The organism is Culturomica sp. (genome assembly GCF_003524185.1).
Lineage (GTDB): Bacteria > Bacteroidota > Bacteroidia > Bacteroidales > Marinifilaceae > Culturomica > Culturomica massiliensis.
Genome location: NZ_DOED01000038.1, coordinates 84,720 through 108,728, shown reverse-complemented (window position 1 = coordinate 108,728; position 24,009 = coordinate 84,720). Strand labels below are relative to the sequence as shown.

14 protein-coding genes are annotated in these 24,009 nt (G+C 44.3%); 4 read left to right on the top strand and 10 right to left on the bottom strand.

The features are described 5' to 3' along the window. The first annotated feature begins 204 nt into the window (after positions 1–204). The 3 genes from DD657_RS13155 (at position 205) to DD657_RS13145 (ending at position 6,182) form a co-directional block, all read left to right on the top strand. A complete protein-coding gene (locus tag DD657_RS13155; RefSeq protein WP_287050266.1) occupies positions 205–1,857 on the top strand; it encodes a tetratricopeptide repeat protein in 1,653 nt (550 codons plus the stop codon). Positions 1,858–2,067: 210 nt separating this feature from the next. Next, on the top strand, positions 2,068–2,454 hold the full coding sequence (locus DD657_RS13150; RefSeq protein ID WP_287050264.1) for a hypothetical protein: 387 nt from the start codon (positions 2,068–2,070) through the stop codon (positions 2,452–2,454). Positions 2,455–2,939: 485 nt separating this feature from the next. Next, entirely contained in the window at positions 2,940–6,182 is a 3,243-nt protein-coding gene (locus tag DD657_RS13145) for a S41 family peptidase (RefSeq protein ID WP_287050261.1), read from the top strand. A 53-nt stretch (positions 6,183–6,235) separates the two neighbouring features. On the opposite strand, the gene DD657_RS13140 is transcribed toward DD657_RS13145, so the two are convergent. The 3 genes from DD657_RS13140 to DD657_RS13130 all read right to left on the bottom strand — a co-directional run bounded on the left by DD657_RS13140 (position 6,236) and on the right by DD657_RS13130 (position 12,009). After that, positions 6,236–7,654 carry a TolC family protein gene (locus DD657_RS13140; protein ID WP_068691276.1) on the bottom strand — a complete coding sequence of 473 codons (1,419 nt, stop codon included), beginning with the start codon at positions 7,652–7,654 and terminating at the stop codon, positions 6,236–6,238. Between the two features lie 95 nt (positions 7,655–7,749). Further along, positions 7,750–10,899: an efflux RND transporter permease subunit gene (locus DD657_RS13135; protein ID WP_118774689.1), complete on the bottom strand. Its 3,150-nt coding sequence runs from the start codon at positions 10,897–10,899 to the stop codon at positions 7,750–7,752. Positions 10,900–10,932: 33 nt separating this feature from the next. Continuing rightward, positions 10,933–12,009, bottom strand: coding sequence for an efflux RND transporter periplasmic adaptor subunit (locus DD657_RS13130; RefSeq protein ID WP_287050256.1), 1,077 nt, complete (start codon positions 12,007–12,009; stop codon positions 10,933–10,935). A gap of 553 nt (positions 12,010–12,562) precedes the next feature. Between DD657_RS13130 and DD657_RS13125 the strand changes: the two genes are divergently transcribed. Beyond that, complete coding sequence (locus DD657_RS13125; protein ID WP_021989475.1) at positions 12,563–13,210, top strand: recombinase family protein; 648 nt, start codon at positions 12,563–12,565, stop codon at positions 13,208–13,210. A 39-nt stretch (positions 13,211–13,249) separates the two neighbouring features. Here DD657_RS13125 and DD657_RS13120 read toward each other — a convergent pair whose 3' ends face one another. From DD657_RS13120 to DD657_RS13090, 7 genes are all read right to left on the bottom strand, one after another. Next, positions 13,250–14,662 (bottom strand): TolC family protein, encoded by a 1,413-nt coding sequence (locus DD657_RS13120; RefSeq protein ID WP_021989476.1) that lies wholly within the window; start codon positions 14,660–14,662, stop codon positions 13,250–13,252. After that, entirely contained in the window at positions 14,659–17,787 is a 3,129-nt protein-coding gene (locus tag DD657_RS13115) for an efflux RND transporter permease subunit (RefSeq protein WP_287050250.1), read from the bottom strand. The genes DD657_RS13120 and DD657_RS13115 overlap by 4 nt, the downstream gene beginning before the upstream one ends. 28 nt (positions 17,788–17,815) lie before the next feature. Further along, a complete protein-coding gene (locus DD657_RS13110) occupies positions 17,816–18,880 on the bottom strand; it encodes an efflux RND transporter periplasmic adaptor subunit (protein WP_118773677.1) in 1,065 nt (354 codons plus the stop codon). Between the two features lie 187 nt (positions 18,881–19,067). After that, complete coding sequence (locus DD657_RS13105) at positions 19,068–20,243, bottom strand: ABC transporter permease (RefSeq protein ID WP_235837441.1); 1,176 nt, start codon at positions 20,241–20,243, stop codon at positions 19,068–19,070. A gap of 21 nt (positions 20,244–20,264) precedes the next feature. Next, on the bottom strand, positions 20,265–21,422 hold the full coding sequence (locus DD657_RS13100; protein WP_021989480.1) for an ABC transporter permease: 1,158 nt from the start codon (positions 21,420–21,422) through the stop codon (positions 20,265–20,267). Positions 21,423–21,439: 17 nt separating this feature from the next. Next, complete coding sequence (locus DD657_RS13095) at positions 21,440–22,432, bottom strand: HlyD family secretion protein (RefSeq protein WP_021989481.1); 993 nt, start codon at positions 22,430–22,432, stop codon at positions 21,440–21,442. A gap of 53 nt (positions 22,433–22,485) precedes the next feature. After that, positions 22,486–23,895, bottom strand: a complete 1,410-nt coding sequence (locus DD657_RS13090) for a TolC family protein (protein WP_287050242.1) — start codon at positions 23,893–23,895, stop codon at positions 22,486–22,488. Positions 23,896–24,009 lie beyond the last annotated feature (114 nt).

Genomic DNA, 24,009 nt, shown 5'->3' with positions numbered 1-24,009 from the left:
AAACACCGGATTTATCAGAATAAAATTACATTATGTCTGATTTTTATAAATATTTCAATTTTTTAATTCAGGATTAAAAAAGGATAAATTGAAAGGTAATTAAAAGTTAAATGTTAAAAAAAACATTTCCAGTAAAAAAAGAGTCTGCGGAAAGCATTGATTTATTATTAAAGTTAGTATATTTTTGCAAAAAATTAGTGTGTGATGAAAATAACTTTGACTTTAATTATCTTCTTGGGGCTCTTTATTTCTTGTAATTTCAATTCTTCTCATTTCCGACAACTGGAAAAATGGGATCTTTTATTGAAAACAGACCCTTTCGCTGTAAAAGACAGTTTAAAAAATCTCGATCCCGATCTTCTGAATAAAGAAGAAAAGGCCTACTTCTATTTGCTGGAGGCTGCCAGTGGGGATAAAACCGGAACAAGGCTGAAAAACGATTCCACTTTACAGTTTGCCTATCAATACTATCAAAATCAAGACGATTTTCTAAAACTGGCCCGTATCCAATTTTATCTGGGTGAACATCTATATCTGCAAGGAAAGGATGTTGAACAGGCTTATAACTTGCTAAAGCAAGCCGAAATCAACTACAACAAAAGCAGTAAAGACGACCCGCACATCCTGGGATTGATCTACTATTGGCTGGGGCAAATTCAAAACAGACAAGGCAATTTTTCAGAGACAGAGAATTATTACAACGATGCTCTTGATTTATATTCCAAACTAAAAGATTCGGTATCAGTAACTCATGCGCACAGGCAACTCGGCATCTTGTATATACAACAAAAAAAATTTGAAAAAGCAAAAGAACAATTATCCGAAGCAACCCGAATTATCCGCAAAATAGACGACGGACAAAAAACCAATATCACAGACCTTCATTTAAGCATTTTAAATTATCAAGGTTATTTATACCAGAAAATCAATGATTACAATACAGCTTTAACTTTTAGCGAACAATGTATATCTATTATGGAAAAACGGGATTTTTCCAAAAAATCTCCTTTTTACTTATTAATTACAAAAATATATCAATACAAAAAAGACGTTATCAATTGCAGGCTGTACTGTATGAAAATGCTGAATGCTGCCGAAAAAGAAGGCAATTTATATAATATCGCCAATGGCTACAGCATCCTTTTCCAATTGGAAGAAACGGAAGGCAATTATAAAACAGCCTGCGAATTAAGGGGAAAATACAACGAGGTAAAAGATAAAATCCATTCCCAAAATAAAAATGCCGATTTAAAGGAACTGGAAAATAAATACAAACTCGAAAAACAGGAAAAAGAAAATCTGGCAACCAAAAACCGCAGTCTCGGCATTATCATGGTCATCTTTATCATCGCATTGGTAGCTTGTATCATTGCCTTGTATTTTATGTGGAACCATCGCAAACTAAAAGTACGGAATACCCGTTTAACCGAAGAGATCAAAAAAACCCAATGGGGATTTGCCTTATCCAAGGAACTGATCAACGACAATAACGACACCTATACGGAAATCGAACGGGTTCTTTACAGAAATGTCAATATCATTCCGACAAAGGTGTACGATGAGTTTCAGGACGCTTTCCGCCACCAGAAAAGCAATTACTCTGACCGTCTGTTTGCCGCCCTGATGAACATCGAAAACCGCTTTATTGAAAAGCTTAAGCTGCAATGTCCGGATATTTCGATCGAGGAAATCCTGCTGGCATCGATGCTCCGCCACCAATGGAACATCAGCGATATCGCACAGATCTTCCGTATTTCCTTCGATGCCCTGAAAAAAAGGAAGTACCGGTTAAAACTCAAACTGGTCGGAAACGACAATCCGAAAGTCACACTGGAAGAATATTTGAGTCAGTTATAAGATACATTTATTATAAAAAAATAGGCTGAAAAAAGGGGTAAAAACAGGGATGTCCCCGGCCTATTTTAGATTAATATACTTAAAATCAATACGTATATCCAATTAAAAAAATGATTTTGTCCCCAGGGATGTCCAAGAAAATGACTTGGAGACCGGGGAATATTTGCCTTACCTTTGTCACAGCTTCAATAACCAAAACGAATCGAAGTCATGAAAATAAAATTATTCAGTTTAATTATTGTATTAATCGGTTTAGTTATTTCGCCTGCATTCTCCATAACAGATGAGGAGTTAGAATATCAGGGAATTGATGTAGGAGATTTTATACATCCGACCTCAGTACAGCCGACATTAATAAAAGGAGTTTTATCATCGGATAAAAAGACTATAGTAAATACGTTCTTTGAAAATATGGGCAGAGTTGTGTTCCAGGTAACGGACATGAATAACCAGGCGCTTATTACCAAAGAAGCGATAGCCTTTACAGGGGGAAGTGCAACAATTGATATCAGTTCACTTGCTCCGGGCAATTACAAAATTTATTGTTTCATTTCGAGTGAAACAGCTCAAGTAGCACAATTTCAAGTTTTTGAATAAAGATATCCCAAGTTGATAATAAGTCAATTTTTCGTGTTGCCGTGCTCCTTTCCCAAGTCGGGGCATGGCAACCTTCTTAATGTGCGAGAGACTCTTAAAAATGGAAAAAAAACAGAGAGGTTCTTTGATCCCAAGTCATTCTGATCTGTTTTCTGCACAAACAACCGATTTCATACATTTACCAAGCTTGTTTGAGAAAGGATTGTTTGTGCAGTTTTTTTATACTTTCCTTTCCCGTTTTTTTGATTATGTTCATATTTAAATTGAAAAAAGAACGCTATATTTGACCGGAAGCACAAAACCCAATCGGAACAAAATCGGGTTGAAATAAAATTGGTAATAATTAAAATCACCGGGATCAAGAAAATCTGCGAAATCCCAAAACCGAAAAATTGTTACAAAATAAGCGGTACGGAATAAACCTTTATCTCAATAATACATCTAATATTAATTACAACAGCTTTATAATCATAAATACATCGAATATGAAAAACATTTTACTGACACTCGGCCTATTGGCTTCAGTGATTTTTTCTTATGGCGAAGAAGGGAGGCTATTACGTTTCCCGCACATAAACGGAGATAAAATCGTATTCTCGTATGCCGGAGATTTGTACACGGTAGATGCTGACGGAGGTACAGCCCGCCGCCTGACATCTCATATCGGCTACGAAATGTTTCCCAGATTTTCTCCCGACGGAAAATACATTGCTTTTACAGGGCAATACGACGGTAACACCGAGGTTTTTGTTATCCCGGCAGAGGGAGGAGAACCCAGGCGATTAACCTTTACAGCCACTTTGGGACGCGATGATTTGGGCGACCGTATGGGTCCCAACAATATCGTTATCGGATGGACTCCCGACAGCAAGCAAATCCTTTACCGGTCCCGCTGTTATACATTTAACGATTTTACGGGCCAACTGTTTACCGTACCGGTAGAAGGCGGTATGCCGGCAGAAATTCCTTTGAGTGACGGCGGTTTCGCTTCCTATTCTCCCGACGGGAAAAAACTGGCTTATAACCACGTTTTCCGGGAATTCCGGACCTGGAAAAGATATGAAGGAGGTATGGCCGATGATATTCGTATTTTTGACTTCGACACAAAAAAATCGGAAAAAATCACCGATAACAAACGGCAGGATATTATTCCGATGTGGTCTGCCGACGGAAAAGAGATCTATTTCATTTCCGACCGCAACGACGTCATGAATCTGTTTGCATACAACCTGAGTGATCAGTCAACCCGGCAGCTCACATTTTACAAAGATTACGATATCAAATTCCCGGCTATCGGAAAAGACCAGATCGTTTACGAGCAGGGTGGTTATATTTATAAATTCGACACCCATAGCAAACAGGCCACAAAAGTAAATGTAAATATCGATAATGACCAGATATACTCCCGCCCGGAACTGAAAGATGTCAGTAATCAGATCGCTTCCGCCGATATATCTCCCAATGGAGAAAGACTCCTGATTTCTGCCCGGGGCGATTTATTTTCAGTACCGGCACAAAAAGGAGTGACCTACAACCTGACAAATTCTTCCGATGCCAATGATTTTGCCGGAAGCTGGTCGCCCGATGGCCAACAAATTGCCTATATCTCCGATAAAAGCGGGGAATTCAATATCTGGTTGCGGGATGCTTTCAACGGTAAGGAACGACAACTGACCCAAGATTTAAAGACATATATCTTCGATTTGAAATGGTCGCCCGACAGTAAAAAAATTGCCTGGAATGAAAAACGTAATACATTGAACATCACCGATGTATCATCGGGAGCAACAACCGTTGTCGAAACTTCCGGGATCGCTCCGATTCATTCCTACAACTGGTCGCCTGACAGCAAATACCTTACTTTTATCCGTCCGGAAAAAGGCATGAACAACATTATCGTTTACAATACCGAAAACGGAGAAAAGCAAGTAATTACCGACGGTTGGTATCAAACCGGTTCTCCCAATTTCAGTACAGACGGTAAATACCTTGTTTTCAGTTCCGCCCGTACGTTCAATCCGACCTATAGCCAAACCGAATGGAATCATGTATATACGAATATGAATAAAGTGTATATACTCCCGCTGGCAAAAGACGCCGACATCCCATTCGCACCGGAAAACGACCGGGTAAAGCAGGACAAACCCCAACCGGAAAAAAGTACGGCTAAAGAATCGAAAAACAATAAGCCGGTCAAAAATGACAACAAAATCGTTTATGATTTTGACAATCTAAGCAACCGGATCATAGAGTTGCCGATTATGGCCGCCAATTACTACGGCATCGAAATGATCGGCAATAAGGTGTATTATAACCGTCACGGACAAGGTTATTTCTACGACCTCGACAAACGGCAGGAAACGGCTTTGAATGCCCGTATCGGCTTTGGTCCCGGCTACAAAAAAGCATTGGCAATGAGCGGCAGACAAATGGAAGTGATCGACATTCCCGTTTCTGCCGTGAATATCAGCAAACCGATATCCCTGAAAGACGTCAAGAAAAATATTGACTACCATCAGGAATGGATGCAGATATATAATGAAAGCTGGCGGCAAATGCGGGACTTTTTCTATGCAAAAAATATGCACGGAGTGGATTGGAATGCCGTATATGAAAAATACAAAGTATTGATTCCTTATGTAAACCACCGTACAGACCTTACTTACATCATCGGAGAAATGATCGGGGAATTGAGTGTCGGACATGCCTATTCCGCCAACGGAGAACATCCGGAACCGGCCCGTATTCCGATGGGGTTACTGGGGGCCAAATTCCGGAAAGATGCATCCGGCTATTTCCAGGTTGCCAGGATCATTCAGGGAGCCAATTGGAACGCAGCCACCCGCTCTCCCCTCACTATGCCTGGAGTAAACGTTAAAGAAGGAGATTATCTGATCTCTATCGACGGCCGTTCATTAAAGGAAACCGACAATTTATCCGAATACCTGATTGACAAGGCCGGTAAAACCGTCGAAATAGAAGTCAACACCCGGCCCGAAGCCAGTGGTGCACGATCGGTACTGGTAACTCCGTTAGCCGACGAATCACAGTTGTACTACTACAATTGGGTCGAAAACAACATCCGTAAGGTGAATGAAGCCACCAACGGAGAAGTCGGCTATATTCACATTCCGGATATGGGAGTCGCCGGTTTAAATGAATTTGTAAAACACTACTATCCGCAATTGAACAAAAAGGCTTTGATTATCGACGACCGGGGGAACGGAGGCGGTAACGTATCTCCGATGATTACCGAACGTCTGCTACGTACTCCTACTTTTTATACCATGCATACCAATCAGACGGAAGGTTCTGTCAATCCGGTAGGTACATTTATCGGACCGAAAGTATTATTGGTAAACGGTTATTCAGCCTCCGACGGAGATTTATTCCCTTACCGTTTTAAATACAACAATCTGGGTACTGTTATCGGACACCGTACCTGGGGCGGTGTTGTCGGTTATAGCGGTACGGTTCCCGTTGTCGACGGCGGCTCTATCGTAACGCCTTCCTATGCCCCATTCGCCGCAGACGGCAGCGGTTTTATCATCGAAGGTTCCGGAGTCAGCCCGGATATGGAAATCAATAACGACCCGTACAAAGAATATATGGGTGAAGACGAACAATTGAACAAGGCCATCGAGGTCATTCTGGAAAAATTGAAAACTGAATCACCGAAAGAACCGGCTATCCCGGCATTCCCGGATAAATCCGGAAACAAAAAATAGAAACCGGAAAGCGAATTAAATACGAATGTCCGGGGCTCTCCCCGGACATTCGTTTATTCCAGGCCTCCGACGGCTTTCAGGTATTCCGATACACTAAGTTGCAGCATTGCTTTGGCATCCACCCACTGACTCCAGGCTTCTTGCCACTGTGCCTGTGCTTCGAGCAAATTCGAAAGACTTTCCATACCGACATCATATTGCGCCTTCGATATGCGCAAATTTTCTTCTGCCTGTTTCAAGGCATTCCGGCACATCTCAATACGGGTACGGGCATCCTGAATATTAAACCGGGTAGAGGCAACCTCCAATTCCATCAGTTGAGCAGATTTTTCCAGATTCAACTGGCTCATCTCGCGCTCTACCTCAGCAACCTTTATTTTATTCCTTCCTTCTCCCCAATAAAACAGAGGAATCCGGACAGAAGCCATGGCATTCAGCGAAGCACTGGCATCTGTTTCGCCGTTCAATTCAAGTCCACCGCCATAACCATAGCCTACAGAAACGCCAATTTGCGGTAAAAATTCCGAACGGGCAAGATTTATTTCTTTCTGTTTCAACCCGATTTCTTCTTTCAGCAATTTATAATCGGGGCGTTGTTCCACATTCCCACCGGCATCGGGTAAACCGGTCGAAGTCGCTTCCGGCAGGGTATCGCTCAAATGTAATCGGGTATTTAGGTCCAAACCGATCAAGCGGCAAAGATCCATTTGTGAAAGTATCAACCCGTTTGTCGCTTTTTGCAACATCAACTGAGCTTCATTGTATTTCACCTCCACCTTCAATACGTCGTTGTTGCTGACCATGCCGACTTCCTGTGAATTACGAAGATCCTGCAACAAAGCCTTTACCACTTCCCGGTAAGCTTTAGCTGCCCCCACTTGTTCCTGTACCCTTAGCATCTGCCAATACGCCCGGTCGACCTGTAACAATATCTCCGAACGATTGAACCGTACATTCTCTTCCGCCATCACCTCTCCCGTCCGTGCCATCTGATGGGCAGCCCGGACCTTACCGCCCATATAAACCGGTTGTTCCAATTGTACGCCGGCCAGGTAAACACCCCGCATTCCGATTTTAATACCTATATCGGGCAAAAAAGCATACTCCTTAAAAACCGGCTTCCCGTCCGCACCGATCACCGGACGACCGGTTGCCGGATCAAGCATCACATTCGGCTGTAACTGTCCCTGTCCATCAGGAACATAAGTCGGCAGATAACCGCCTTTCAGCTTGTACGAATATTTTTCCTGATTGTAAAAACCAATACCGGTCGCCGATAATCTCGGAAAAAAACCGGCCCGTACAGATTTCAGCGTATACACAGCCTTTTCTTTCTCCTTGCCGGCTATTGCCATCTGTTTGCTGTTTTCGAGTGCCATTTCCCGGCATTGCTGACGATCCAGCCTGACCTGCGCCCAAAGACCGGCATTGTCTGTAAAAAACAACAAAGCTATAATTACAAAATACTTCATTTTATTAAAACTATTAGTCCCTGACTTATTTCCTATTCCTTTATCAATCCGGATTCAAAACACCGGACGGCTACAGGTATTATTTAACGCAATAACTAATTTGACTCTGCCGCTTTTTTCTCCTGTATTTTATAACGTATCCGATAAAAAAGAGCGTACAACACGGGCAGTATAACCAAAGTAATAATCGTGCCCACAAATAATCCGCCCATAATCGTAACCGCCAATGCTCCGAACATATCGTCATTGACCAGAGGGATCATTCCGAGAATTGTCGTCATCGCCGCCAGCAGCACAGGCCTCAAACGTGAAGAAGAGGCATCGAGCAAAGCCAGAAACGGCTCTTTGCCGCTCTGTATCTGTATATTTACTTCATCAACGAGGACAACACCGTTTTTAATCATCATACCGACCAAACCCAATGCGCCCACAATTGCGACAAAACCGAAATCTTTTCCCGCCAACAGCATCCCGGCTACAATTCCGATGATAGCCAAAGGCAAACAGAGCAATATCATCAAAGGCTTACGGAAATCCGCAAACAACGCGACCAGGATGGCAATTACCAACACGATAGCTATAGGAACGTTCTTAAAAAGATATTGCTTCGACTGGGTACTGGCCAGGTATTCTCCAAGCCATTCGGTCGTATAACCGGGTGGAATCTGAAGTGAATCCATACGTGCCAGTAAACTGTTACGTGTTTCGTCCGCCGTAAATCCGGGAGCGTTATTACATTGTACGGAGATCGAACGCTGTCCGTTATACCTGCGTACCAAAGGGACTTCCCAGTTCATATCCACACCGTTAATAGCCTGGTTCAAAGGCCGGGAGCCTATCATTCCCCGCAGGATGTCATTTTCAGACACCATTCCCGTCATCAGCTCCCGGACCATTTGCATACTCAACCCGTTTACCGAAGGGGCCAAACTCCATACCGGAACGTTATTAATCTGTTCCGGACGTTCTCCCTTACGGTTTACACTTTTGATATAAATCGGTAAATCATGATCTCCTTCATAATAGGAACCTATCGGTAAACCCTCCGTTGCCGCCAATAAAGCCAGACTGACGTCCTCACGCGATAAACCGGAAATACGGGCGATTTGTTGATGGTACTTTACATCCAGAACAGGGGTCATCGGCCCCCAGTCATTCGTCACCAAAACAGCCGTCGAATCCTGACGCATGATATTCTCTGCCTGTCTGCACAAATCTTTCAGCACAGCCGGATCGGGACCGGAGATCATAAATTGCACCGGAAAATTCATATACATCAGGTTATATTGTTTCATCCGGACATATCCCTGGGGATAATGTTCCGAAAGATATTGCTGCAACTCATTCAGATTCGTTTTCAAGGTAGCCGGAGAGGTAAAATCCACGATCAGCTCTCCATAGCTTAAAGCAGGTTCTGCCACTGTCCTGACCAAATTATAACGGGAAGGTGTTCCTCCCAGGCTGGTCGTTACGGCTGTTATTTCAGGCCGGCTCATCAGGTAATGTTCCATAGATGCCAAATCCTGACGGACAGTTTCCGGATTTGTCCCGTAAGGCATTTGATATTCAATATACAACTGATTGTAACTCAAATCCGGGAAAAACCCCTGACGGATAAACCGAAATCCCCACATACTGATAGCCAGCAAGATGACGACAACCGCAACTATCATCCAGCGATAGTGTACGGAGAACTGCAATATTCTCCGGTAGAACCGGTATACCGGCCGCTCATACATCACTGCCTCGCTGACCGGTTTGCCTTTCGGCTTTAAGATACGGCCAGCCTGTATCGGTACATAAGCCAATGCCAGTATCCAGCTCAGCCAAAGAGAAACCGCCAATACGATAAAGAGGTCACGAACATACTCTCCCGTCGTATCCGGAGACAAATAGATCGGTAAGAACGTTAAAATTCCGATTGTAGTAGCCCCCAGCAAAGGCCAGGCTGTTTTTTTCGTAATATTGACCAATGCAGCCGGTTTTTGCACTCCCCGCTGCAAATCGACCATTATTCCGTCGACAATCACGATCGCATTGTCTACCAGCATCCCCATCGCTATAATAAACGAAGCCAGGGATACCCGTTGCAACGTACCGTGCATCATATGTAAAACAACCAAAGAACCTAAAACCACAATTACCAGGCCAACCCCAATGATATATCCGCTGCGCAATCCCATCGACAACATGACGACCAGAATCACAATCAGAACCGATTCGATCAGGTTGACCATAAAAACATTGATTGCTTCTTTTACCCGGGTGGGCTGAAAAAACACTTTTTTAAAGTCAATCCCCGCCGGGATAATTTCCTGTTTCAGTTCATCCAGCTTTTTATCGACGACTTTTCCCAAATCGATAATATTTCCGCCTTCCTGCATCGCAATAGAAATAGCTATAGCCGGAATCGTATCATACCACAAGCCTTCCCGGGCAGGCTCGACATAACCTTTACTAATTTCGGCCACATCGCCCAGTTTCAACTCATCTTCCTCATGCCCCCGGATCAACAGATTCCGGATGTCTTCTATCTCTTTAAAATTCCCGTTTACCCCGACCCGGATACGTTTTTCCCCGCTGTTATAATAGCCTGAATACACCGTTTTATTCTGACTGTTCAATGTCAGGATTATTTCTGCAGGGTGTACCCCCAGATTCGCCATTTTATCTTCCAGTATGCGAACGTCGATACAAGGTTCTCTTTCCCCATAAATGTCGACACTACTCACCCCGTCGATATCCAATACGGTACGTCTTACCAACTGAGCATAATCCATCATTTCCTGGTAACCGAAACCATCCGATACCATAGCATAAAACATACCGTACACATCGCCGAAATCGTCCATAACGACAGAAGTCTGCGCCCCTTCCGGCAACTGTGCCTGTACATTTACCACTTTCCGGCGTAAAATATCCCAATTTTGTTGCAATTCAGCCAAAGGTACCGTACTGCTCAATTCCACCAATATCTCGGAAACATCATCCATCGAACGCGACTCTACGTGATCCAGATCACCCATCGAACGAATCGATTTCTCGAGTACATCGGTCACTTCCAATTCCACCTGATAAGCAGAAGCGCCCGGATAAGCCGTCACCACCATAGCTTGCTTCACTGTAATTGCAGGGTCTTCCAACTTACTCATCGTTATAAACGAATAAATCCCCCCGACAATCAGTACCACCACAAAGAAGTAAACCAACGCCTTATTTTTTAATGCATATTCTGTAAAATTCATAGTTTTTATATCTAAAAGTCGAAATAACAGAGATCACAAAAGCTGACCGACATTGGAAGAAGAAGGAGCGGGCAATATCCGTACTTTCTGTCCGTCTTTGAGGCTATTTACTCCGGCAGAAACAATCTGTTCTCCCGGACGGAGTTCGGATTCTACAATAGCCTCCCCGCTTTTCGTCACCTGTCTCACTTTTACCGGAAACATTTTTATGGTTTGTTTATCTGTATCCAACAACCACACATAGGAACGGCCTTCTTGTTGAAACAGAGCCGATACCGGAACGACTGCCAGATGTTCTGCCGTAGGGGCATAATCTATTGTAACGCTGACACTCATTCCGGGTGCCAGATTCAGATTATTGTCCCGCTTTAAACGAAACCTGACCTTAAATAACTGGTTAAAATTAGCTTTCCGGGTGATGTCCAGTAACTCCAATGGCAATTCCTGATCCGGATAAACATCCGCTGTACAGTAAAAGGTCCTGAAATCTTCCCGCCGGATATAATCACTGGAAGGAACCTCCACATCGACATCCAGATAATCGTTATTGATCATCGATACGACAGGAGTCCCCTGACTGACGATCTCGAAAGCATCGAAATACTTTGTCTGGACATACCCGTCGAAAGGCGCCTTTAAACGGGTATCTTCCAACGCATTTTTCTGTGCATGGTAAGCAGCCGTCACCCGCTTGAGAGCCGCAACAGCCTTATCGTATTCGTTTACCGGTACGCTCTTCCGCTTATAAAGTTCCATCACCCGTTCCGATTCCCCTTTTACCTGGATATACTCAGCATGTGCCGCATCATATTGCAGTTGATAATCCCGGGGATCCAGGCGAGCTAAAAGCTGCCCTTTTTTAACATATTCTCCTTCTGAAACAAAAATTTTCTGTATCGGTCCGGCCACCCGGAAAGACAGTTTTACATCCGAAGCTGCCCGTAAGCGACCGGGATAAGTAACCGTCAGTAAACCTTCCCGGGTTTTCACTTCCGCTGTTTTTACCAATTGCGCTATCGATAAAGATTCCGTTTTCTGACGACAAGAAAATACGGTCACGGCAATTCCCGTCATAACGAGTATATTCCTTAAAAAAAATATTGTTTTCATAAATATATTTTGAAAAAATTACAATTTTCATTTTTTTAACAAAACGGAAATTGAAAGCTCTATCTATAATCGTAAACTTAAAACCTACATATAAATTGTAAATTTCAGATCGTCAATTGTAAATCATTCGAAAACTGATTCATTATCAGATCCATTAATCTAAAATCGTAAATCATAAATCTACAATTAAAAAGTACTCTTCTATATACTCATTCGAAAAAGGATTGTTTCATTTTAACCAAAAAAAGAAAAAACAAATACATTAAAACGTCTATAGACGGATATAAGCCAAGTTTTAATTAAAACTTTTTATATTTGTCGTAAAATTGTCTAAAATGGTAAAATATGCTAGATATCTCGTTATATCGATCACAGAGAAAAAACAGCGTATGTACCCCTGCTTACTACTCTTTTTCACCTTCTACAGCCTTTTGCACTGACTCTTAACACCTAAGCAGACACATACCGATACGACCGGGATTGGGAAACCGTTCGTAACCGTCAGTCTGCCTTAGTCTATATATTATTATCAACATTGGGAAAAAAACGAAAAATGGAACGAAAACAAATCGTAGCAGCTTATCTACGTGTAAGCACAGACAAACAAACAATCTTAAATCAAAAAAGCGAAGTACTGAATTTCTGTAAGAAACATGACCTGGAAATAACGACCTGGTGTACAGAAACTGTCAGCGGAACCAAAAAAGAAAACGAACGGGAATTAGGTTCTTTACTCAAACGCCTGCAGCGGGGGGATATTCTGATTATCACGGAAGTATCCCGTCTCAGCCGTAAAATGATGAATATCATGAACATCATTCATCAATCCATCGAAAAGGGCATCACCATCCACAGCATCAAAGAAGGGTACAAATTCGACACTTCGATCAACAGCCAGGTGCTTGCCTTTGCTTTCGGACTCTGTGCAGAAATCGAACGTACGCTGATTTCTCAACGTACACGCGAAGCATTGGCCCGCCGCCGGGCAGCCGGTATGAAACTGGGACGTCCAAAAGGTAGTTTCAGTTGTGGAAAACTACATGAATACAGAGATGAGATATGCAGATTAAGGACCGAAGGGCTTTCTTTTCAAAAAATTGCGAAACGATACAAGGTATCACCGGAAACCGTCAGGTTATTTTATTTACGCATGCTTATCCGGAAAAACCAAAAAGCCGTAGCCGTCAGTGAAAAAGAATAAAACAAACAAGTGGAAACAGGAGAGAAAATGCTCCTGTTTTCACTCCAATCTGCCGGTCGCCCGGAGGTAATGCGTTTCACTCACACGCAATTCGGCTTTGGCATCGATCCAGTCACTCCAGGCTTTCTGCCATTGTGCCTGTGCCTCCATGTAATTCGTCAGACTTTCCATTCCTACTTCATAACGGTTTTTACTGACCATCAGATTTTCTTTCGCCTGCAATAAAGATTTGGCCGTCAGCCTCACCCGTGCAGCAGCATCTTCTACGTTAAAACGGGTTTTCGCTTCCTCAAGCTGCATAAGACGCACCATATCCTCTTTTTGCAACTCACTCATCTCTTCTTCAGCCTTCATTGCTTTTGTCTTATTACGTCCTTCGCCCCAATGAAATACCGGAACTTTCAAAGAAGCCATCGCCATAAAAGAAGCCATACCGTCGGCTTCTCCGTTTACCGAAATACCGTCGGTCCAGGCATAGGAAGCGGATACGCCCAACTGCGGCAAAAAATCCGCACGGGTCAGTTTCGTCTGATTCTTTTTCAATTCTATATTCCTGTCCAGCATACCATACTCCGGGCGGGCTGTCACCCCGGATCCGTCAACCGATAAAACACCGGGAGTAATCCCATCATACAACGAATCCTTTACCTGTAACAATGTCCCCAAATCCACTCCGATTACCCGGCACAAATTCATTTCCGCCAGTTTTTCCCCGTTTTGTGCTTTTTGCAGCAACAATTCTGCCTCATTGAGCTTGACCTGTGCTTTTAATAAATCGTTTTGAGAAGCCATACCTGTTTGGTAAGCATCCGTCAGACTCCGCACCAATTCAGCAACCACATCTTTGTATTTTCCGGCAGAAACGACCAATTCTTTCAATCGCAAAAACTGCCAGTATGCTTCGTCAGTCTCTGTTATTACCTCCGCACGGACTGATTTTAAATTCAATTCAGCCATTTCCACGCCGATAGAAGCCATCCGGAAAGCCGAACGGATTTTTCCTCCCATATATACCGGCTGTTCTACGACACCACCGACCGTATATGCATTATCCAAGCCCAGAGACAAATTAATATCCGGTAGAAAAGCATATTGCCTGAACACATAATTCCCGTCCGGACCGATTACCGGCCTATTGGCTGCATCAAGCAATAAATTAGGCAATAATTTACCGGACGCATCGGGCACATAAGTCGGTAAATATCCTCCGTCAATCGTAAAAGAATAATCCTTTTGCATATAGGCATACATTCCCATCCCGGAAATCTTCGGGAAAAAATTGGCCCGGTAAACCTTTTTATCAAATGTCGCTTTTGCTGACTGCCGCCCGGCAATCCCCAGCTTCTTACTGTTTTCCAACGCCATCTGCCGGCATTTCGGCAAATCCAGCTTTTCTTGTGCCGGCAAGGCACAGGCTATTAAAAGCCCCGCTAAGGTTATCCACATTTTCATAACTTCTTTCTATTTTCTCCTTTTATCCCGAACAACAAAGCATATAACACGGGAATAAAAACCAGGGTAATCACTGTTCCGACCAACAAACCGGACATAATAGTCACAGCTAAAGAACCGAAAAGATCGTCCGTCAGCAACGGTAGCATTCCCACAACCGTCGTCATTGAAGCCATCATCACCGGCCGGAAGCGGGAAGAGGAAGAATCGAGTAATGCCGTAACAGGCTCTTTACCCGAACCGATTTGCAAGGTTATTTCGTCCAGCAATACAACCCCGTTCTTAATCATCATACCGATCAACCCAAGTGCCCCCACAATCGCTACAAAACCGAAATCTTTACCGCTTATCAGAATCCCGATGACGATACCTATAGCAGCTAAAGGCAAACAAAGAAGAATAATCGCCGGTTTCCGGAAATCCCGGAACAACATAATCAGAATACCGATCATCAGAATACCGGCCCAAGGTAAATTCCGGAACAAATATTTTGTCGATTGGCTACTGGCACGATATTCGCCCAACCACTTCATCGCATAGCCTTCCGGTAGCGTCATCGTATCTACCTTTTGCAACAAGGCGCTCCTGACATCTGCCGCCGTATAACCGGGAGCATTATTACATTGTGCCTTGATCGCACGCTGTCCGTTATACCGCCTCACCACGGGATCTTCCCAGCGCACATCTATCCCCCGGGTAGCCTGACTCAAAGGAATGGAACCGATAGTTTCCTCCAGTAAATCCTCGGTTTTCAGCGTCCCCATCAATAACCCCTTGACCGATTCGCTGTTCAATACGGCCGTCGAAGGCATCATGCTCCACACCGGTATCGTATTCAAAGTACCCGGCTTCTCCCCTTTCGTATCGACACTTTTGATATAAAGCGGCAATGAATGTGTGCCTTCATAATAAGAACCTACCGGTAAGCCGTCCGTAGCCGAGAGCATCGAAATCCCGATATCCGAACGGGACAAGCCTGCCGTCCGGGCAACCGGTTGATAATAATCAACGGTCAGAACAGGCATCATCGGTTCCCAATCGTTCCTCACCAACATAGCCGAAGGTTCATTTCTCATTATTTGTTCCGTCTTTTCAGCCAACTGTTTCAATACAGCCGGATCCGGTCCGGTAAACATCAGTTCTACCGGAAATTTCTCATACATCAGGTTATATCGCTTAATCCTGGCATAAGCGTCCGGATAATTTTCTGTCAAATATTTCTGCAATTCGGGGATCGATGTTTTCAATTCGTCCGGCCCCGTAAAATCGACAATCAACTCTCCGTACGACATCGACGGCTCGGCAATCGAACGCACCAGGTTATAACGGGAAGGCGTTCCTCCGAAACTCGTCGTCACATGAGTGATATCCGGGCGCGACAACAAGTAATCCTCAATCGAAGCCATATCTTTCTGTACCCGTTCAATCCGGGTACCCTCCGGCATACTGAATTCTATATACAATTGGCTATAACTCAAATCCGGAAAAAATCCCTGGGGAATATACCGATAAAGCCATATACTCACCCCCAACAACACCAACGTAACCCCAACGGCCAGTTTTTTATGCCAGAGCATATAACTTAAAAAATGACGGAAAAGGCGGTATATCTTACTATCGTATAACTTTTCTGCCTGTCTGGGCTTCACCTTCAGAAAACGATCGGCATGCACCGGAATCTGAGTGAGAGCCAGTATCCAACTCAACAGCAAAGATACGGCCAGAACAATAAACAAATCCCGCACATATTCCCCGGTCGTATCCGGAGAAAGAAAAATCGGCAAAAACGCAAGAATAGCGATCAAAGTAGCCCCCAGTAAAGGCATGGCCGTTTTTTTCACAATATTGGTCAATGCTGCCGGTTTCTTTATTCCACGTTCCAGATCGACCTGTATACCGTCGATAATGACAATGGCATTGTCGACCAACATCCCCATCGCCACAATCAAAGCTCCCAAAGACACCCGCTGTAACGTCCCGTCAAAAAAATACAAAACGACAAAAGAACCCAGAACAATAATAACCAACCCGGCCCCAATAATTGCACCGCTTCGGAATCCCATCGTAAACATCAATATTAAAATTACGACAAGTACGGATTCCAACAAATTAATCATAAATACATTGATTGCATTCCGTACTTGCTCCGGCTGGAAAAATACTTTGTGAAACTCCACTCCCAGGGGAATACGGGCTTCTTTCAGTTGTTCCAGTTTCCGGTCAACGACCTTTCCCAGTTCGACTATATTCCCTCCTTTTTCCATCGACAGAGAAATCCCCAAAGCCCGTTGCCCGTCATACCTCATTTCATTACGGGAAGGCGTATCATATCCCCGTGTCACAGAAGCGATGTTCCCCAAACGTAATTGGTCCTGTTCATGCCCCTGAATAATCAGATTCCTGATGTCTTCTATCGATTGGTAATCGTCGTTTATAGTTACCCGAACCCGGATATCCCCGCTATTGAAATACCCCGGGTACACGGTTTTATTCTGATTGGTCAATGTCGACAACACCTCTAAAGGATGAACGCCGAGATTGGCCATCTTGTCCTGAATGATCTCGATATTGATACATGGCTTACGGTCTCCGTAGATTTCTACACGACGTACTCCCTCCACATCCTGCAACTCCCGTTTCACCAACCGGGCATAATCCATCAATTCCTCATCCGGGATGCCGTCCGTCGTCATGGCATAAAACATACCGTACACATCTCCGAAATCGTCCATCACCAGCGACGGACGCGCTCCCTCAGGTAAACCGGCCTGAGCATTGGCAACCTTCCGTCTCAACATGTCCCACACCTGCTCCAACTCATCCGGAGCAACCGTACTCTTCATCTCGACGGTGATTTGTGAAACATCCGCTAAAGACCTCGACTGGATATTATCGATTTCTCCCATCGAGCGTATCGATCTTTCCAACACATCCGTTACCTCCAACTCGACTTTATGAGCCGAAGCCCCCGGATAAACAGTAACTACCATTGCCTGTTTTACCTTGATTTCCGGATCTTCCAACTTACTCATGGAAAGAAAAGCGAAAATTCCCCCACCCACCAGCACGGCAATAAAAAACTTCATCAAAGCCCTATTATTCAAGGCATATTCAGTTATACTCATAACTTCTACTTTAAACCAACAAACGGCATTATAACAAACCTCCGACATTTGTCGGACTTACTGATTTCAGCACCTTCACTTTCATCCCTTCTTTCAAACGATGCACACCTGCCGATACCACTATATCACCGGCTTTTAAGCCGTCGTATACAACAGCTTGCCCGTCTTTCAGCAATTTGACCATCTTTACGGGACGTTGCTTTACATTCTGCAATACAGGATCATACACCCAAACCGAAGCTTTCCCATCTTCCTCACATAAGGCGGTAGCCGGCACACTCGTCAAAACAACGGATTCCGGTTCGTATTCTATCGTTACATTGACACTCATACCTGCCGCAATAGCCGACTCTTTATCGGCTTTCAAGCGCAATCTCACCCGATACAACTGATTTAAGTTTGCTTTCCGCGTGATCTCGACCAGTTCCAACGGAAATTCCCGGTCCGGGAAAACATCGAATGTACAGGCAAACGACTTGAAATGCTCCCGACGCACGTAATCACTCGACGGAATATCAATCCCGACCTCAAAGTAACCGAGATTAATCATAGAAACCACGGGTATCCCGGCCCCCACAGTCTCATGCTTCTCGAAATATTTTTTCTGGATATAACCGTCAAAAGGTGCCAGCAAACGGGTATCTTTCAATGCATTTTTATGAGCATTGTATTTCGCTGTAATCTGCTGAAGCCCGGATACGGCTTTGTCATAATCATTCACCGGTACGCTGTTACGGCGGTAAAGCTCGATTACCCGTTCTGCTTCCGCTTTGATTTGCTTATACTCAGCTTCCGTTGCTGACAGCTGCACTTCATAATCTCTCGGATCAATTTCAGCGACCAACTCCCCCTTACGCACAAAAGCTCCGGATTCCGCCGGCATCCTCAGAATCGGACCGGCAATCCGAAAAGCCAGATCAACATCCGAGGCAGCTTTTACCTTCCCCGGATAAGTGATATGCAATTCATTTTGAAAACACCTGACAGTATCTGTTTTTACTGTCGGCAACATTTCTTTTTCGGGCGTATTGTGCCGGCAAGCACACAATACCAAAAATACCCCCGAAAGGATAATTCCAAAGTTACGTTTCATATTCCAATATCTAAAATTACACCTGATACACACGCAAAATTTACCACAAACCACTCCGTTCCAATCCTCCTTATTATCAATTGCACAAGCCTTTACCGCGGTTTTCTCTCCTGCTTTTCACCCCGGCGATCTTCATTTCCCCACTACGGCAAGCGACGTTATCCCATACAATAAAAACAGCAAAGAACTAAAGACCGGAAAACGTTTTCCGGATTCTACGCCCCTCACAATAATACAAAAAACAAGCCAAAACGAAATAAACCGCAACCAATATCCAAAGGCTCAGAAACTCTCCCCGGACATCTCCGAAAGAAGCTCCTAAACTATTTATTTTCACATATCCTTCAATACCGTATGTCGAAGGGAAAAGCTTTGAAAAAAACACCCAATAGTCCGGAATCGCGGATGAAGGCCAGGATATACCCGACATAAACATCAAAGGAACCGATGTAAACACGAATATCAGGAAAGGTGTTTCCCGCTGCCGGCACAAAAACGATAAGGCCATTGCCAAAAAAACGCAGGCCAGCAAAAAGGGAGTCAGAAAAAGAAACAATTCCCATTTATCCCCAATCCGGGTCAGGTTAAAAATACCGGGTACCACCACAAATATCCATACGGACATCAAAATATAAACCGGTAAATAAGCCAAAGCTTTTCCTACAACCACCGCTACCGGATCAGCATAATGCCCATTCGACGGTGTTACACGCCCGAAACGGTTGCGCTCCCGGGCCGTCCCAGCCAAAGTGCCGACTCCCAGTAAAAGGGATTGTTGTATAACCAAAATCAAAATAGCCGGGATGATAAAAGTAGCATACCCACTTTGGGGATTGAAAATTTTTACTTCTTCCATCCGCACGGGAGAAGCTGTCAACTCCTGTTGTTTGACCGAAGCATAAGGCAGGCCTTCTACCTGTATGGCCTTCCCCATTCCGATAGCGACACTGCTGGCTGCCTGCAACAAAGCTTTGTAATTAAGCAAAGCCCCCATATCACAATACAAAGACACATGAGCTTGTCTGCCCTGTACTAAATCCCGGTCGAAATCCGCAGGTATTTCCAGAATACCGTATATTTTCTTCTCATACAACAACTGCCGGGCCTCTTCCATATCCCTGCATTTCGCCACCACAGCAACACCGGAAGAGGCATCCCACGCCCGGATAAACTCCCGGCTTTCATAGCCATTTGCCCGGTCTACCACTGCGACAGGGACGTCGAAAACCGTCTCGTTACTGTAAATATAAGTATACACCACCGGATATACCAATGTCAATGCGATAAAAAAGGTCAACACCGCACTGTCACCGAAAACGGCTTTTAATTCTTTTCGAAAAATATACCCTATGTTATACCACATTTTTCTCATTTTTGCATCCTCTTAAGGCAAATACTCATTTTTCAACAACCGGGCTTTCAAACGCGGCATAACAAGCAACGGCAAAAGCATAAAAAGTACAAGAGCCATATAGGGCTGCCAGGAATAGATCAGCGGAATTCCGTTAAGAGCCTGATCGACATATATCAGATAATAATGCCGCATCGGAAAAAGAGGAACAAAATATTGCATCGGTTCCGGCATGGAACGGACGGGAAAAGTAAAGCCGCTGACAGAAAACGACAATACCGACCACAAAGCACAGGTACTCAATGCGATCCGGTTCCGGCTATAAATCCCCGTCATCAGTAAAGCAAATCCCTGCGATGCCAATATCAGACACAACATCGCCAGAAACATCGGAAAAAATCCGCTATTTAAAGGAAAATGCAGAAACCTGTACAATAAAGCCAGACAAAAGCAACCGATTACCATAAAGATCAACAACTGCGGAAGTAGCTTTCCGGTAACGGCCGTCAACACCGAATCATGACTCAATGCCATCAATTCCCGGGCTGTCCCTTTTTTCAATTCTTCTCCAAAGCTATAGGTAACCACAAACATGGCAAACATACCCAAAAACGCAGGTAACAATATATTCGAAAGATATACGGCATAACTCAACCAGGGATTATTCAGCGGATGAGTATCCACGACCACCGGATTCAAACGGGCCGACAACCGGGGATCTGTATCTCCTTTTGCTTCCAGCAAAGCTTTCTGTACGGCTCCGTTAGCCAGTGCAGCCTGTAAACGCATATCTTTGTATATCAGAGAACCGGGAAGAATATAAGAATCGTTGGTATAAAACGACAATACCGGCTCTTTTCCGGAAGAAGCTTCCTGCCGGAAATTTTCGGGAATATAAAATATACCGTATATTTCTCCTTTTTGCATCGCCTTCCGGGCTTCTGAAAAATCTCCGGTACGCATCACAATCTCCGTCTGCCCGAAAGCATCCAGGGAACGGGTTAAGGAACGGGAAGTCGAAGTATTGTCTTTGTCTACAACGGCTATCGGCAAATTCGTAGGGACTCCTTCTTTAAAAAGATCGGCAAAAAACAGGAAACAACATACCGGAGCGATTACCATCATAAAGAGGTATATCCGGCGCGATGCCAGCCTTACCATTTCCCGTTTCATAATTGTCCACAATACCATTCCGCCTGATTTTTAGCTTATCGTTTACTTCCACTTTTCAGTACACTCATCCCCGGCCGAAGCCCTTCCACTTTTTCGGTAGGAACAGCCTTTACTTCGAATGTCTTAGCGTCAAACTGTCCGGTCGTTTTGGTCGCTCTCCAGGCGGCATAACTTCCCCGGTCTTTCATATAGGTCACTTTTAAGGTGATTTCTTTATTTTTCAAAGCCGGTATTACAGCCGTAAACGTCTCTCCCATCCGGATATCTCCCAACAAGTCTTCCCGGATATTGAAAGACACCCACATATCGTCGGGATCCATAACGTCCATAATCGGAGCTCCGGTTCCCACCAGCTCCCCGACATTCGGGTAACGTTCCGAAATTTCCCCGTCAACAGGAGATACGAGGAATGTCTCGTTGAGATAGGACTCCACTTCTGCAACCGCACCTTTAGCCCGGTTCAATTGCGCCTCTGCTGCTAATTTATCTTCCTGCTGTGCGCCGTTTCTCACCATCTCATACTGAGCATGAGCAGCCTGTTCCGTCGCCTTCATTGCTTTATAGTTGGCTTCTGCCTCATCTTTTTTTTGAGCCGACACAACTTCATTTTCAAACAAAACCTGTACACGTTCGTACGATTTCTGTGCAATATCCAAAGCTGCCAAAGCCTTCTGCCAATTCTGATAAGCCATTGCCAACTGTTCTGAACGGGAACCGTTGTCCACTTTTTTATTCATCGCCAGAGCTGCCGCTTCTGCAGCCCGGGCCTGTTCGAATTTAGCCTGTACATCCGGACTCCACAGGATCACCAGCGTATCCCCCTTCTGAACCCGATCTCCTTCCGAAGCCATAAAACGCTCGATACGCCCGGGGACTTTCCCTGATATACGCACTTCTGTCGCTTCAGCCTCTCCTTGAATAATCTCCGGTTGAGGTTCCCAAAAAATAAAGCCGAAAATCGCTACCAGCAAAATCAACCCGACGATCCCACCCAACACGATCACTTTGTTTCTTTCTTGTTTTTCCATTGTATCTTATGCTTAAATATTTACCGATTCTGTAATTTTCTATTTCGTACGCTCTACTTTCCCAATACACCATAAGCCTTTAACAAATATACCTCACACAATTTCATTTCGATCTGTGCATCAATCCGGTCAGATTGAGCAGATAACCAAGCCGTTTGAGCCTCAAGCACATTCAACACCGGAATTGTTCCTTCCCTGAATCCCACTTCGGCAAGCTTCAGGTTTTCTTCTGCCCGTTGCCGGTTATGTTCCGCCATTTCCAGCTTCTTGGCTACCTCCCGTCTCTTAAATTCCGCCTGGCTTACCTGTAACTCGATCTGCTCCTTTGCCTCTTGCAGTCTATATTCCATAATTCCCGTTTGCGCCCGGGCATTCCGTAAACTTTTCCGGGAAGCACCCCAATGAAAGATCGGTGCCTTTACCCCGATTCCCACACTCCACATACCATCCATCTTCGTACTGATACCGTCGAAAAACGAGGGCGCCATCGTCAGGTAATTTGCCGTTAACGCTACCGTCGGGAGGTAATCCGACAAAGCGATCTTCTCTTTTTTCTTATAGATACGGGCCGCCAACTCCAAACCGGCAACCTCAGACCGCCGGGCATACACCTGTTCCAGTGTCAATGCAGGAATCACAACATCCGGCTGCAACTCCATATTTTCTTCCCGCAGCGTATAAACCGTATCGGTCGGCAAACCACAAATCTGATTCAGATGCATACGGGATAAACTCACACCGTCCTCCACTCTTAAACGAAGCATCTCCGCCTCGTTGAGCTTTACCTTGACCGACAGGACATCGGCTTTCGTCGTAACCCCGGTAGTATACATCACCTCGATATCACGGGTAAACTTCTGCAATGATTCGACATATTTATCGGCCAGTTTTTTGCGGTTAACGAGAGAAACGACCTGCCAATACGCTTCATCCGTCATCTGAATGACATTTTGCATTTCCTGTTCCAATTTACTCTCGGAAAGCTGTTCCGATAAACCGGCCAATTGGTTATAAGCCCTGATTTTCCCTCCCATATACACCGGCTGGGTCAATCCCAGTTGCAACAATGCCGTATTCCGGGCATCGACAGTCATCGCTTCCCTGGGTAAAAGGGCATAATCTTTCGGTACCGGCTTTCCATTTACAATTTGTATCTGGTCTCCCCGTAATCCCCAACTCCCGTCAGCCTTTATCGTTCCTACCGGCAAATAGGCATCATGCTCCAACAAATTGATCTCTTTCTGATTGCGTATGTAAATACCCGCCCCATCGATAGACGGCAGGTATTTTGTAAAAGCTTCTGCTTTTTGTGCCCGGCTGGCTTCAAGTTCTTTTCCGGCAATTTTAAGCTTTTTATTATTCTCTATCGCCAAATTCCGGCAATCCTGCAAATTCAAAACCTGCTGAGCCGGTAAACTATGAAATAATACTCCTAAAAAAATACAGAGAACTGCTCTTATCATTTTTTCCGTTTTTACTTATTATATTTTCCACCCGAATCCGACTCTCTCAACCGCCTTAGCGGGATTAACTCTGTTTTACGTCTTTTAAATATTCCCGTTTCTTTATTTTTTATA

What these genes read in the sequence shown, in the direction of transcription:
- DD657_RS13155 (WP_287050266.1), top strand. Translation starts at nt 205, where the DNA reads ATGAAAATAACTTTGACTTTAATTATCTTCTTGGGGCTCTTTATTTCT.
- DD657_RS13150 (WP_287050264.1), top strand. Translation starts at nt 2,068, where the DNA reads ATGAAAATAAAATTATTCAGTTTAATTATTGTATTAATCGGTTTAGTT.
- DD657_RS13145 (WP_287050261.1), top strand. Translation starts at nt 2,940, where the DNA reads ATGAAAAACATTTTACTGACACTCGGCCTATTGGCTTCAGTGATTTTT.
- DD657_RS13140 (WP_068691276.1), bottom strand. Translation starts at nt 7,654, where the DNA reads ATGAAGTATTTTGTAATTATAGCTTTGTTGTTTTTTACAGACAATGCC.
- DD657_RS13135 (WP_118774689.1), bottom strand. Translation starts at nt 10,899, where the DNA reads ATGAATTTTACAGAATATGCATTAAAAAATAAGGCGTTGGTTTACTTC.
- DD657_RS13130 (WP_287050256.1), bottom strand. Translation starts at nt 12,009, where the DNA reads ATGAAAACAATATTTTTTTTAAGGAATATACTCGTTATGACGGGAATT.
- DD657_RS13125 (WP_021989475.1), top strand. Translation starts at nt 12,563, where the DNA reads ATGGAACGAAAACAAATCGTAGCAGCTTATCTACGTGTAAGCACAGAC.
- DD657_RS13120 (WP_021989476.1), bottom strand. Translation starts at nt 14,662, where the DNA reads ATGAAAATGTGGATAACCTTAGCGGGGCTTTTAATAGCCTGTGCCTTG.
- DD657_RS13115 (WP_287050250.1), bottom strand. Translation starts at nt 17,787, where the DNA reads ATGAGTATAACTGAATATGCCTTGAATAATAGGGCTTTGATGAAGTTT.
- DD657_RS13110 (WP_118773677.1), bottom strand. Translation starts at nt 18,880, where the DNA reads ATGAAACGTAACTTTGGAATTATCCTTTCGGGGGTATTTTTGGTATTG.
- DD657_RS13105 (WP_235837441.1), bottom strand. Translation starts at nt 20,243, where the DNA reads ATGTGGTATAACATAGGGTATATTTTTCGAAAAGAATTAAAAGCCGTT.
- DD657_RS13100 (WP_021989480.1), bottom strand. Translation starts at nt 21,422, where the DNA reads ATGGTATTGTGGACAATTATGAAACGGGAAATGGTAAGGCTGGCATCG.
- DD657_RS13095 (WP_021989481.1), bottom strand. Translation starts at nt 22,432, where the DNA reads ATGGAAAAACAAGAAAGAAACAAAGTGATCGTGTTGGGTGGGATCGTC.
- DD657_RS13090 (WP_287050242.1), bottom strand. Translation starts at nt 23,895, where the DNA reads ATGATAAGAGCAGTTCTCTGTATTTTTTTAGGAGTATTATTTCATAGT.